11 protein-coding genes are annotated in these 11749 nt (G+C 65.7%); 9 read left to right on the top strand and 2 right to left on the bottom strand.

All coding sequences use genetic code 11. From position 1 onward, the window contains the following. Positions 1-9: 9 nt before the first annotated feature. Positions 10-1434 (bottom strand): RNB domain-containing ribonuclease, encoded by a 1425-nt coding sequence (locus ACTU6V_RS09195; RefSeq protein WP_443468057.1) that lies wholly within the window; start codon positions 1432-1434, stop codon positions 10-12. A gap of 66 nt (positions 1435-1500) precedes the next feature. Here ACTU6V_RS09195 and ACTU6V_RS09190 point away from each other — a divergent pair, with 66 nt between their 5' ends. After that, positions 1501-1860 carry a cupredoxin domain-containing protein gene (locus tag ACTU6V_RS09190; protein WP_443468058.1) on the top strand — a complete coding sequence of 120 codons (360 nt, stop codon included), beginning with the start codon at positions 1501-1503 and terminating at the stop codon, positions 1858-1860. Between the two features lie 21 nt (positions 1861-1881). Here ACTU6V_RS09190 and ACTU6V_RS09185 read toward each other — a convergent pair whose 3' ends face one another. After that, positions 1882-2196 (bottom strand): DUF2249 domain-containing protein, encoded by a 315-nt coding sequence (locus ACTU6V_RS09185; RefSeq protein WP_443468059.1) that lies wholly within the window; start codon positions 2194-2196, stop codon positions 1882-1884. Positions 2197-2247: 51 nt separating this feature from the next. Here ACTU6V_RS09185 and ACTU6V_RS09180 point away from each other — a divergent pair, with 51 nt between their 5' ends. The 8 genes from ACTU6V_RS09180 (at position 2248) to ACTU6V_RS09145 (ending at position 11731) form a co-directional block, all read left to right on the top strand. Further along, complete coding sequence (locus ACTU6V_RS09180; RefSeq protein WP_443475456.1) at positions 2248-2901, top strand: helix-turn-helix transcriptional regulator; 654 nt, start codon at positions 2248-2250, stop codon at positions 2899-2901. After that, positions 2898-3998: a DUF8744 domain-containing protein gene (locus ACTU6V_RS09175; RefSeq protein WP_443475455.1), complete on the top strand. Its 1101-nt coding sequence runs from the start codon at positions 2898-2900 to the stop codon at positions 3996-3998. The genes ACTU6V_RS09180 and ACTU6V_RS09175 overlap by 4 nt, the downstream gene beginning before the upstream one ends. Positions 3999-4003: 5 nt before the next feature. Next, on the top strand, positions 4004-6658 hold the full coding sequence (locus ACTU6V_RS09170; RefSeq protein WP_443475454.1) for a multicopper oxidase domain-containing protein: 2655 nt from the start codon (positions 4004-4006) through the stop codon (positions 6656-6658). A 42-nt stretch (positions 6659-6700) separates the two neighbouring features. Further along, a complete protein-coding gene (locus ACTU6V_RS09165) occupies positions 6701-7471 on the top strand; it encodes an isocitrate lyase/PEP mutase family protein (protein ID WP_443468063.1) in 771 nt (256 codons plus the stop codon). Between the two features lie 27 nt (positions 7472-7498). Beyond that, positions 7499-9256 (top strand): proline--tRNA ligase, encoded by a 1758-nt coding sequence (locus ACTU6V_RS09160; RefSeq protein WP_443468064.1) that lies wholly within the window; start codon positions 7499-7501, stop codon positions 9254-9256. Positions 9257-9276: 20 nt separating this feature from the next. After that, a complete protein-coding gene (locus ACTU6V_RS09155; protein ID WP_443468065.1) occupies positions 9277-10308 on the top strand; it encodes an LOG family protein in 1032 nt (343 codons plus the stop codon). 125 nt (positions 10309-10433) lie between these two features. Continuing rightward, positions 10434-11417: a transcription termination factor NusA gene (nusA, locus tag ACTU6V_RS09150; protein ID WP_443468066.1), complete on the top strand. Its 984-nt coding sequence runs from the start codon at positions 10434-10436 to the stop codon at positions 11415-11417. 41 nt (positions 11418-11458) lie between these two features. Continuing rightward, entirely contained in the window at positions 11459-11731 is a 273-nt protein-coding gene (locus tag ACTU6V_RS09145; RefSeq protein ID WP_443468067.1) for a YlxR family protein, read from the top strand. Positions 11732-11749 lie beyond the last annotated feature (18 nt).

The following is an 11749-nucleotide window of genomic DNA, read 5'->3' as shown; positions in this document are numbered from 1 at the left end:
CCAGGCAGGTCACAGCGCGAACTCGACCTCGCCCTTGGCGATATCGGCGCGCACCAGCGTCACAGAGACCATGTCGCCTGGTTTTGCGCCTGCGGGGACGGGCGCGGATGCCGTGACGGCCGGATCTGCGATCTGAATCTCTGCACGGGTGCCGTCGTCTCCGCGGAGTTCGATCACGGTGGCGTCGATGCGTGAGCCGACGAGCGGGGTGAGCAGGGCTGCTTCAACGCGATTGACGGTGTCGGCGTTCAGGCGAGAGGCGCGCTGCGATGAGGCCTGCATGAGGGCGGGCAGTTCGCTCAGCGAATCGCGTGCCCATGACGGCACCTCCGAGCCTTCGGAGATGGCGAGGCAGATCGCCAGAGACCAGCGGTCGACGAGTCGGCGCAGGGGAGCGGTCGCGTGCGCATAGGGCGCCGCAATCGCCGCCTGCTCGATGTCTTGTGGCACGGAGCCGTCGAAGGCGACGTAACCCGCTCCGCGGAACAGCGCGGCCGCAGCCTCCAGTACCGGAAGCGTCAACGGATCCTCGCGGTCGAGGCTCCGGAGATACTCGCCGTACTCGCCGGACTTCCACGGTCTGCCGAGCGCTTCGGTCTGGTGGCGGAACGTGTCGAAGGCCGCCTTGTCTGGCGCAGGCATGGTGCGCAGGATGCCGACCTTCGCGCCGATCATGAGCTCGGCGGCAGCCATCCCCGTCATCAGCGAAAGCTGAGCGTTCCATTCCTCGATCGGCAGCGGAGTTCCCCGCACGATCGAGTAGGTGCCGTCCTCATTCTGGACGACCTCTTCGTCGGGCATGTTCAAGCTCGCGCCGCCGCGCTCCTGCTCCTTGGCGATGCGCAGGTCGCCGATCTCACGCAGGAGTGACCCGGGGGATTCTTCGCCTCGATCGAGCGCGTGCTGCGTCGTTATGTAGTCGAGCTGCGCACGGGAGCGGATCAGCGCTCGTTCCAGGCGGAACTTCGCAACGGTCCCGTCGGAGGTGAGATCGAACGTCCAGACCAGGGCGGGACGATCCACATCGGGAAGCAGCGAAGCGTGGCCCTCGCTGAGGACCGTAGGATGCAGCGGAATGCGCCCGTCCGCCGCATAGAGTGTCTGGCCGCGTTCACGGGCCGCGGCATCGACGGCTCCGCCCGGTGTGACGAACGCGGGCACGTCAGCGATCGCATAGCGAACGACATACCCTGAATCGCTCTTCGCCAGGTGAAAGGCCTGATCCAGGTCCTTGGAGCCCTCAGGGTCGAGCGTGACGAACGGCACATCGCGCAGGTCGAGCCCGGGTGCGGCCGGTGACGCGGCCGCGGCCTCTGCCTCGGCGGCAGGCGAGAACTCCACCGGCACATCCAGGGCGGCGCGCAACGCGGCAAGCGCGGTTGCAAGCTCGCTCTGAGCGGCGGATGGGGCGACATGGGCGCGACGCTGAGGCATGTCATCAGCCTAATCACGGCTACCGTGGATGCTGCGGCACAGGCCGCGCGTAGAGCGGAGGACCGGATGAGAAAGCTCGCACTGCTTCTCGTGATGATGCTGGCATTGGCCGGCTGCACAGCGTCGCCAGCGGGTGATGCGGATGCTCCGGTACAGACCGTTCAGGTCGATGCCGCGAACATGCGCTTCACGCCGGATGTCATCGAGGTTCCGGTCGGCACGCGCCTGGTGATCGAGTTGAAGAACACCGACCCCTCGATGATGCACGACCTCGTCTTCGACAACGGCGCGGCGGGCACGCACCTCGCGCCCGGCGCAGCCGAGAAGATCGATGTCGGCGTCATCACCGAGGATCTCGATGGATGGTGCTCGATCTCGAACCACCGTGAGCTGGGGATGACGCTGACGGTGGTCGCAACCGAGTGACTTCGCGCTGGGAGCGCGGGGTCAGGCCGTCTTGCGGATCAGGATGCGCCAGCGCTCGGGCCCCTGGTCCAGGTAACGCGTGTGGTACGCGTCGCCGTGACGTGCCTGCAGCTGCGTGAGCAGCGGGACGGGGTCATGCGTTGCCGAGATGATCAGGGCCGAACCCGGCTTCAGCGATTCGATCGCGCCGAAGATCGACGCATGCCGAATCGCGTGGGGAATGGTCTGCACGTCGAGTTCGGGAAGCTCTTCATCAGCCTCACCGCAGGTGCACCCTGCAGTGGGGTTCTGGTCGACGGCTTCTTCTCTCGAACGCTGAATCTCGATGTGGCCCATGGCTGCTCCCGTTGACGGCTGACTGCTGGATATTTAACTATAATCAATCCCGTGGAAAAGTATGACGGCGAACCTCGGCGCACCGCCGAAGGACGGGCGCACTCATCGACCAGGGAGCGGCTGCTTCGCGAGGTCGAGGCACACCCTGAGGCGACCACTTCGCAGCTCGTCGAAGCCACTGGTCTCCACGAGAACACGGTGCGCGGACATCTGGAGCGTCTGCGATCGGACGGCCACATCAGGCGCGAACGCGACAGTGCGCTCGGCCGCGGACGTCCCGCGTGGCGGTGGCGGACGGTGCCTCCCGCACAGCTCGGCGCGTACGCCGGTCTTGCGGCGACGCTGGCATCCGCACTCGGGGAGGTCTCTGCAGAGCCTTCGGTGCCCGCACGGCGTGCCGGCCAGTCATGGGGAAGGCAGCTCATCGCGGAGCGGGGAGGCGCCGCAGACGCGGGCGACACCAGGGACGTGATCATCGAGATCATGCGCGAGCAGGGGTTCGCGCCAGACGACGGTGGAGACACCGTGCGGCTCCGTGCCTGCCCGCTTCTCGCGGCAGCATCCCGCAACGCTCAGGTGGTCTGTGCAGTGCACGAGGGGATGATCGACGGAATCGCTCGCGCGAATGGATCCGATCTGGAGAGCACGCTCGTTCCGTTCGCGCTGGACGGCGCCTGTGCTCTGCATCTGCGAGCTTCAGCGTGAGCGCCCTGGCGCCACGGCGCCGGCCTTCGTTCCGGTTGATCTGGATGCTGCCAGCAGGCGTCGCTCTGCTGGCAGGGCTGGATGCAGGCCTGCTCCTGCTCGGCCTTCCCGCGCCGATCGACGGCAGCAGGCTCCCCGAGGTGCACGGCATGCTGCTCGTGCTGGGATTCGTCGGCACGCTGATCTCGCTCGAGCGCGCCACGGCGCTTCGCCGCTGGTACGGGTATGCGGCACCGATGCTCCTCGGCCTCGGCGGACTCTTCCTGGTGGTACCGGCTGTTCCTCTGATCGTCGCGAAGTCCGTCCTCATCGCGGGGGCTGCGGCCTTCGTCGTCGTGTACATCCCCCTGTGGCGCCGGCAGTACGACGCCGCCCTGCTGACACAGCTGCTGGGCGCAGGGCTCGCACTGGTCGGTGCGATCCTCTGGCTGGTACCCGAGAGCATGGCGTACGTGCTGCCGTGGATCATCGGTTTCGTCGTGCTCACGATCGCCGCGGAACGGGTGGAGCTCGCTCGCATCACGATGGGCCCGCGGGCAGGTCTCTGGCTGCTCGTGCACTCCTGGGCGATGGTCGCAGCCCTGGTGACCGGGATCGTGCTTCCCGACGCTGGTGCGGTGCTGCTGGGCGTCGTGCTCATCTCCTTGACGGCATGGCTGGTGACCCATGACGTCGCACGCCGCACAGTGCGATCGACGGGTGTCACGCGGTACATGGCGGCTTGTATCCTGGCCGGTTATTTCTGGCTCGCGCTCGCCGGAGTCGTGCTGCTGCTCGGAAGCCCCGACACGCAGCCGCAGTACGACGCCGTCGTCCATGCGGTCTTCCTTGGCTACACGTTCTCGATGATCATGGCGCACGCGACAACGATTCTTCCGGCCGTCCTGGGCATCTCGCTGCCGTATCGTCCGGCATTCTGGGTCCCGGCGGCGCTGCTGCACGCGGCGCTGATCGTGCGCATCTTCGTCGGTGATGCATGGGGCATTCCCGCTGGCTGGCAGATCGGCGGCGTGATGGGTGTGATCGCCCTCGTGCTGTTCGTGCTCACTGCACTTTTCAGCGCCATTCACGGGACTCGAACGAGAGAGACGCACTGATGAGAATGTCCACTGCGCCACGCGCAGATGCCGAGAAGGCCCCAGGGCGCGGATTCTGGGCGGCACGTGACCTTCCCACCGCGATCTGGCTGATTCTGACCGTCATCGCCGTGATCGCGCACCGGGCATTGCCTGAGCCGCGGTGGCTGATGATCCACCTGCTCCTTCTGGGTGCGATCACGCACGCGATCATGGTGTGGAGCCAGTACTTCTCCTACGCGCTGCTGCGCAGCTCTGCGACGATACGGGACCGCCGCAGACAGAGCATCCGTCTGCTGCTCTCCAACGGCGGTGCAGCTCTCGTCTTCCTCGGCGTGCCTCTGGCGATCTGGCCGCTGTCCATCGCCGGTGCGGCACTGCTCATCATCGCGGTGAGCTGGCATGGGGTGAGCCTGCACGTCCGGGGGAAGAACAGCATGCCGGGCCGGTTCGGGCGCACCATCCGGTTCTATATTGTGGCCGCCGCCATGCTCGTTGTCGGTGCGGGCCTCGGAGGCTGGCTCGCACGCGGCGGTGCGCCGTCGAACCTGGTCCTCGCGCACGCTCTGCTGAACGTGCTCGGGTGGATCGGGATCGTCGTGGCCGGCACCGTCGTCAGCCTGTGGCCGACCATCCTCCGCACGCGCGCCGACGAGCGTGCACCGCTGGGTGCAGCCCGCGCGCTTCCGCTGCTCGCGGCCGGTGTGCTGATCGCTGCGGGGGGAGCCGTCGTCGAATGGCTGCCGCTGCTGGCTGCGGGCCTTGCCGCTTACTTCACCGGCCTCATCCTCATCGGAATCTCGCTGTGGCATGCCGCACGGCAGGCGCCACCGAAGAGCTTCGCTGCGCTGTCAGTGGGGATAGCCCTGCTGTGGTGGGCGGGCTGCGTTGCAGTCCTCATCGTGGGAACGATCGTTGTGAGCATCGAGGGCGGCGGCATCACGGGCCTTGCGCCCCTGTTCGACCAGACCGTGCCGTACCTCGTCGCAGGTTTCGCAGCTCAGGTGCTGCCGGGAGCACTCAGCTACCTGATCCCGGTCGTGCTCGGCGGCGGGCCCACCCCGGTGCGAGTCGGAACCGCGGCCTTCGACCGCTTCGGAGCGCTGCGAATCGCTGCTGCGAACGCCGCACTCGTCGTGTGCGCGCTTCCGGTGTCGAGTCTGATGCGAGTCGCAGCATCCATGCTCTATCTGGTGGCCATGGGGTCCTTCCTGGTCATCATGTTCGTCGCGATGCGCGCGCAGCGCCGCGCCAAGGCCGAGGGCCAGACGCTGGGTGAGGCAAGACGCGGCCCCATCGTGCCCGAGGGAGAACGCCCCGCCGGACACCGCGCAGGACAGGCCGTTGCCGGGCTGCTCGCGGTGGTCCTCACTGTCGCAGTGTGCGCGGTGATCGATCCGATCGGGCTCGGCTGGGGCGGGCAGGGCGGAGGTGATCCGGATGCTCCGGTGCAGGTTGTCCAGGTCGAAGCAGCCGACATGCGCTTCACCCCGAACGTCATCGAAGTGCCGGTAGGCACACGGCTTGTGGTCGAACTGACCAACACGGACGACGAACTCGTCCACGACCTCGTCTTCGCCAACGGCACAGGGGGAACCCGTCTGTCTCCCGGTGACTCCGAGCGCATCGACGTCGGTGTGATCATCGAGGACGTCGACGGCTGGTGCTCGATCATCGGACATCGCCAGATGGGGATGTCGCTCACGATCGTCGCCGTCGGCGCGCAAGACGGCACCACCAGCGACGACGCAGCGCACGATCACGACGGTGCGGACGCGTCCGGCGATACCGGCATGGACATGGGGATGGATATGGGCGCAGAGCCCGGTCCAGATTTCTCGCCCTTCGATGCCGTGCTTCCACCGCTCCCGGCGGCAGACGGCCCGACCACGCACGAGATCACGCTCACAGTAGAAGACACCATCACCGAGGTCGCCCCAGGAGTGGAGCAGACGCTCTGGACCTATAACGGCACCGCACCCGGTCCGACGCTCCACGGCCGGGTCGGTGACACGTTCGAGGTGACCCTCGTCAACGACGCGACCATGGGACACTCGATCGACTTCCACGCGGGTGCGCTCGCCCCTGACGAACCCATGCGCACTATCGCGCCGGGGGAGAGCCTCACCTACACGTTCACGGCGACTCGGTCCGGAATCTGGATGTACCACTGCTCGACCATGCCCATGACCGCCCACATCGCCAACGGAATGTTCGGCGCTGTGGTGATCGAGCCTGACGACCTCCCGACGGTCGATCGCAGCTACGTGCTCATCCAGAGCGAGTACTACCTCGGTGCTGACAGCGGTGAAGTGGATGTCGATGCGCTCGCCGCAGAAGAGCCGGACCTCGTCGTCTTCAACGGGTATGCGAACCAGTACGACCACGCGCCCCTTCCCGCGACGACAGGCGAGCGAGTGCGCATCTGGATGCTCGATGTCGGCCCGAACCGTGCGTCCAGCTTCCACGTCGTCGGCGGCCAGTTCGATACGGTGTGGTCGGAGGGGCGGTACCTCATCGACCGTGCCGTCGACACTGGGTCGCAGGCGCTCGCGTTGCAGCCAGCGCAGGGCGGCTTCGTCGAGCTAACCTTCCCCGAAGCCGGTCACTATCCGTTCGTCTCCCACATCATGATCGATGCGGAACGCGGCGCCCACGGCCTCTTCGAAGTAACAGACTGACCTCATCGCCCGCAACCACTCACAGAGAGGTAGCGTGAAATCATGACCGCTGCACAGAAGGCACAGAAGCTCCGTTCGCTCTACGAGGCCCCAGAGATCCTCCGCGTCGTCAACGTCTGGGATGTCGTCTCAGCGAAAGCGATCGCAGAACTTGAACAGACCACCGCTCTCGCCACCGCCGGGCACTCGATCGCCGCGACATTCGGCTACCCGGACGGTCAGATCCCTCGCGAGCTCATGATCGACATGGTCGGGCGCATCGCGGCATCCACTGAGCTTCCCGTCAGTGCCGATCTCGATGACGGATATGGCAACGCGGGCGAGACGACACGTCTTGCGATCGCAGCGGGCATCGTCGGTGCGAACGTCGAGGACCGGCTCAAGCCGCTCGGCGAGTCCGTCGCGGTCGTTGAGGCGATCGTGAAGGCCGGCGAAGCCGAAGGCGTCCCCTTCGCGCTGAACGCCCGTACCGACGCCTTCGTGCGCGCAAACGGCCGACCTGTAGAAGACAGCATCGCGGATGCGATCGAACGAGGGCGCGCATTCCTCGAGGCGGGCGCGACCAGCGTGTTCGTCCCCGGGATCCTGGGCGCAGACGTCACCCGCGCGCTCGTCGAGGGCATCGGCCAGCGCAAGGTGAGCGTGATCGGCCTTCCCGGAGCGCTCACCGCTGCGGAATACGAGGCGCTGGGCGTCGCACGGATCTCGTACGGACCGACCACGCAGCGGGTCGCATTGACGGCCCTTCAGGACGTCGCCACGAGTCTCTACGCCGACGGAGTGATTCCCGAGGGAACGCGCGCGCTGAACTGACCCGTTACGCGTCACTAGACTTGACCCGTGGTCACTCGTCTTTCGAACTTCTTCCTTCGTACGCTCCGTGAAGACCCGGCAGGTGCCGAGGTCGCCAGTCACAAGCTGCTGATCCGCGCCGGGTACATCCGCCCTCAGGCGGCGGGCATCTTCGCCTGGCTCCCGCTCGGGCTCAAGGTCAAGGCGAAGATCGAGGCGGTCGTTCGCGAAGAGATGGCGGCAGCGGGTGCACAGGAAGTGCACTTCCCCGCTCTCATGCCTCGGGCGCCGTATCAGGCCACTGGCCGCTGGGACGAGTACGGGGATCTGCTGTTCCGGCTGCAGGATCGCAAGGGTGGTGACTACCTTCTCGCGCCTACGCACGAAGAGGCGTTCACCCTTCTGGTGAAGGACCTGTACTCCTCGTACAAGGACCTTCCGCTGACGATCTATCAGATCCAGGACAAGTACCGTGACGAGGCGCGTCCGCGCGCAGGCCTGCTCCGTGGTCGCGAGTTCACGATGAAGGACGCGTACTCTTTCGATTCCTCCGACGAGGGACTCGACACCAGCTACATGGCGCAGCGCGATGCGTATGAGCGCATTTTCCAGCGTCTCGGACTCGAGTACGCGATCGTGCAGGCGGATGCTGGCGCCATGGGCGGTTCGCGCTCAGAAGAGTTCCTGCACCCGACACCGGTCGGCGAAGACACCTTCGTTCGCACTGACGGCGGCTATGCGGCCAACGTCGAGGCGTTCACGACTGCCATCCCCGACGCCATCGGGTTCGATGACGCGCCCGAGGCGACGATCTTCGACTCGCCGAACACGCCCACGATCGAGACGCTCGTGGCGCACTCGAACGCCGTGCTCGAGGGGGAGTACACCGCTGCGGACACGTTGAAGAACGTCGTTCTCGCGCTGACGCACCTCGACGGCACCCGTGAGCTCGTGATCGTCGGAATCCCGGGCGACCGTGAGGTCGACGAGAAGCGCGCTGAGGTGGCCTTCGCGCCCGCAGAGGTCACCACCGCCACGGATGACGACTTCGAGAAGAACCCGCTGCTGGTCAAGGGGTACATCGGACCGTGGTCACCGACGGGCGCCGTGCTCGGCGAGGAGTCGGCCACCGGAATTCGTTACCTCGTGGACCCGCGCGTCTCCGAGGGCACCCGCTGGATCACCGGCGCGAACAGCGACCAGAAGCACGCGTACGACGTGATCGCCGGTCGCGATTTCGAGGCCGATGGAATCGTCGAGATCGCGAATGTCCGAGACGGTGACCCCGCGCCAGACGGATCTGGACCCGTATCGCTTGCGCGCGGTATGGAGATCGGCCACGTGTTCCAGCTCGGACGCAAGTATGCCGAATCTCTCGGGCTGAAGGTGCTCAACGAGAACGGCAAGCTCGTCACCGTCACCATGGGTTCCTACGGCATCGGTGTGACCCGAATCCTCGCGATCATCGCCGAGCTCAACAATGACGAGAAGGGCCTCATCTGGCCAGCATCCGTCTCGCCCTTCGACGTCCACGTCGTCGCCGCTGGGCGCGATCAGATCGCTTTCGAAGTTGCAGAGAAGGCCGCCGCTGACCTGGAGTCCGCTGGTCTCGATGTGCTCTACGACGACCGTCCGAAGGTGTCACCCGGTGTGAAGTTCGGCGATGCCGAGCTCGTCGGAGTCCCGCGGGTGCTCGTCGTCGGACGCGGCGCGGCTGATGGCCAGGTCGAGCTGTGGGATCGCCGCACGGGCGATCGCGACACGCTTTCGCTCGCGGATGCGCTCGAAAGGCTCGCTGCTCGCTGATCTCGTGACAGGCTGGAGGCATGAGCGAGCTGGCGCAAGACGAGCTGAAGACCGCGATCGACCACCTTCTGGACGAAACCGGCATCGGTCTCAACCGTTCGCTGATCCGCAGGATCGTGCGCACCGGCATCCAGCTGGGTGAAGACGATACTGATCGGCTCAACCTGAAGATCGCCTCCGCTGCCCTCGCAGAGATGCGCGATGCGTTCCGCCTCTTCACGCCGTACGCCGATGTGCCCAAGGTGACCGTCTTCGGATCCGCCCGTACTCAGCACGATGATCCGCTGTACGACCAGGCGCGGTCGGTCGCCGCGGCCCTCGCGGAGCGCGGGTGGATGGTGGTGACCGGTGCGGGTCCGGGCATCATGCAGGCAGCGGCGGAAGGCGCGGGGGAGAAGATGGCTCTCGGCGTCTCGATTCGACTGCCTTTCGAAGAGAAGCCGAGCGCTGTTGTCGCGAAGGACACGCAATCAGTCGAGATGAAGTACTTCTTCACGCGCAAGCTCATGCTCGTGAAGGAATCCACAGGGTTCATCTGCCTCCCCGGTGGCTTTGGCACGATGGACGAGATGTTCGAACTGCTCACGCTCCAGCAGACGGGCAAGGCGGAGCCGATGCCGATCGTTCTGCTGGACGAGCCGGGCGGGCGCTTCTGGCGAGGACTGGAGAAGTTCGTCGTTGAGACGCTCATCCCCGCAGGCGTCATCTCACCCGACGACCTCGACCGGGTGCTGATCACTGATTCGGCGGAAAAGGCTGTCGCCGAGATCACCGGCTTCTGGCACAACTACGACTCGCTGCGCTGGGTCGACGACGTGCTGGTCCTCCGCCTCAAGAACACGCCGACGGACGCTGAGGTCGAGCGCCTGAACGAGGAATTCTCCTCGTTGGTGACGGAAGGACGCATCGAACTCATTGATGCACTGCCCGCTGAAGTTGCCGACAAGGACGTCATCGATCTGCCCAGACTCGCCGTGCGTCTGCGGCAGCGCGAAGTGGGTGGGCTGTACCACCTCATCGACGCACTCAACTCGCTGCCTTCCGCAGGCTGACGCCGGCGCCTTCGGGCAGTACCGGAGTGACGGTCCGAATCCGCCGTGATCTGCGGATCGGGTATCGTTGTACGGATGCCGTGCGCGCACGATGCCGCGGTGAAGAGCTGAATATGGAGGCCGTCATGGAGATCGAACTGGGGTTGTTGCGCGGGATCGAGAAGGAGAAGGCGATTCCCTTCGATGAACTCGTCGCGATCATCGAGCAGGCCATCCTGACTGCCTACGGAAAGCACGTCTCAGAAGACGGCGCTGTGCCTGAGGGCGTGCGCGTCGAGCTCGACCGCAAGAGCGGACACGTCGCGGTTCTGCAGCCCGTCACCGACGATGAAGGCGCAGTGATCGGGGAAGAGGATGCCACACCCGGTGACTTCGGCCGCATCGCCGCATTCGCTGCCAAGCAGGTCATCAGCCAGCGACTGCGCGATATCGCGGATGAAGCCGTACTCGGCGAGTTCCGCGGCAAGGAAGGCGACATCGTCGCCGGCGTCATCCAGCAGGGGCCGAACCCGCGCATGATCCACGTCGATCTCGGCAGCGTCGAGGCGATTCTTCCCCCTGAGGAGCAGGTTCCTGGCGAGGAGTACACACACGGCTCGCGCCTTCGCGTCTACGTCACGAGCGTGGCGAAGGGGCTCAAAGGTCCGCAGATCACCGTGTCGCGCACGCACCCGGGGCTCGTCCGCAAGCTTTTCGCACTCGAAGTGCCCGAGATCGCAGCTGGTCTCGTCGAGATCATCTCGTTGGCGCGCGAAGCTGGACACCGCACGAAGATCGCCGTGAAGGCGAATGATCCGTCGATCAACGCCAAGGGCGCCTGCATCGGCGAGATGGGGCGGCGCGTGCGCGCTGTCACAGAGGAGCTCGCGGGGGAGAAGATCGACATCGTCGACTACGACGCGGACCTTGCGACATTCGTTGCTCATGCGCTCTCGCCGGCCAGGGTCACCAGCTCTTTCGTGCTGGATGCGGGCACGAAGGCCGTTCGCGCGCTGGTCCCCGACTACCAGCTCTCTCTGGCTATCGGCAAGGAGGGTCAGAACGCCCGTCTCGCGGCCAAGCTGACCGGAGCGAAGATCGACATCCAGCCCGACAGCATCCTGGACTGACCCGCAGGGCGCGGAGTTGTTCCCCAGCGGCACGGTGTAAGATGGAACCCGTACGAACGTGCGTTGGTTGTCGCATGCGTGCTCCACGTTCCGCCCTGATCAGGGTGGTGGCTCAAGACGAAACTCTCATCCTTGATGATCGTGCCGTCATGCCGGGCAGGGGTGCGTGGGTGCATCCGACGCAAGAGTGCCTGGAATCCGCCACACGGCGGCGGGCCTTCGCACGAGCACTCCGGGTGTCGCAGAACATCGGGTTTCCCGAAGACTTCGACACGCAGACCATTCAAGATCATCACCAGCGAAACAAAGGCTGAACGGCTATGGAAACAAAG

The sequence above is a fragment of the Microbacterium zouquanmingi genome (assembly GCF_052266675.1).
In the GTDB taxonomy this organism is placed as follows: domain Bacteria; phylum Actinomycetota; class Actinomycetes; order Actinomycetales; family Microbacteriaceae; genus Microbacterium.
This window is presented reverse-complemented; position numbering and strand designations above follow the sequence as displayed.

What these genes read in the sequence shown, in the direction of transcription:
- ACTU6V_RS09165 (WP_443468063.1), top strand. Translation starts at nt 6,701, where the DNA reads ATGACCGCTGCACAGAAGGCACAGAAGCTCCGTTCGCTCTACGAGGCC.
- ACTU6V_RS09155 (WP_443468065.1), top strand. Translation starts at nt 9,277, where the DNA reads ATGAGCGAGCTGGCGCAAGACGAGCTGAAGACCGCGATCGACCACCTT.
- ACTU6V_RS09170 (WP_443475454.1), top strand. Translation starts at nt 4,004, where the DNA reads ATGTCCACTGCGCCACGCGCAGATGCCGAGAAGGCCCCAGGGCGCGGA.
- ACTU6V_RS09190 (WP_443468058.1), top strand. Translation starts at nt 1,501, where the DNA reads ATGAGAAAGCTCGCACTGCTTCTCGTGATGATGCTGGCATTGGCCGGC.
- ACTU6V_RS09185 (WP_443468059.1), bottom strand. Translation starts at nt 2,196, where the DNA reads ATGGGCCACATCGAGATTCAGCGTTCGAGAGAAGAAGCCGTCGACCAG.
- nusA (WP_443468066.1), top strand. Translation starts at nt 10,434, where the DNA reads ATGGAGATCGAACTGGGGTTGTTGCGCGGGATCGAGAAGGAGAAGGCG.
- ACTU6V_RS09145 (WP_443468067.1), top strand. Translation starts at nt 11,459, where the DNA reads ATGGAACCCGTACGAACGTGCGTTGGTTGTCGCATGCGTGCTCCACGT.
- ACTU6V_RS09195 (WP_443468057.1), bottom strand. Translation starts at nt 1,434, where the DNA reads ATGCCTCAGCGTCGCGCCCATGTCGCCCCATCCGCCGCTCAGAGCGAG.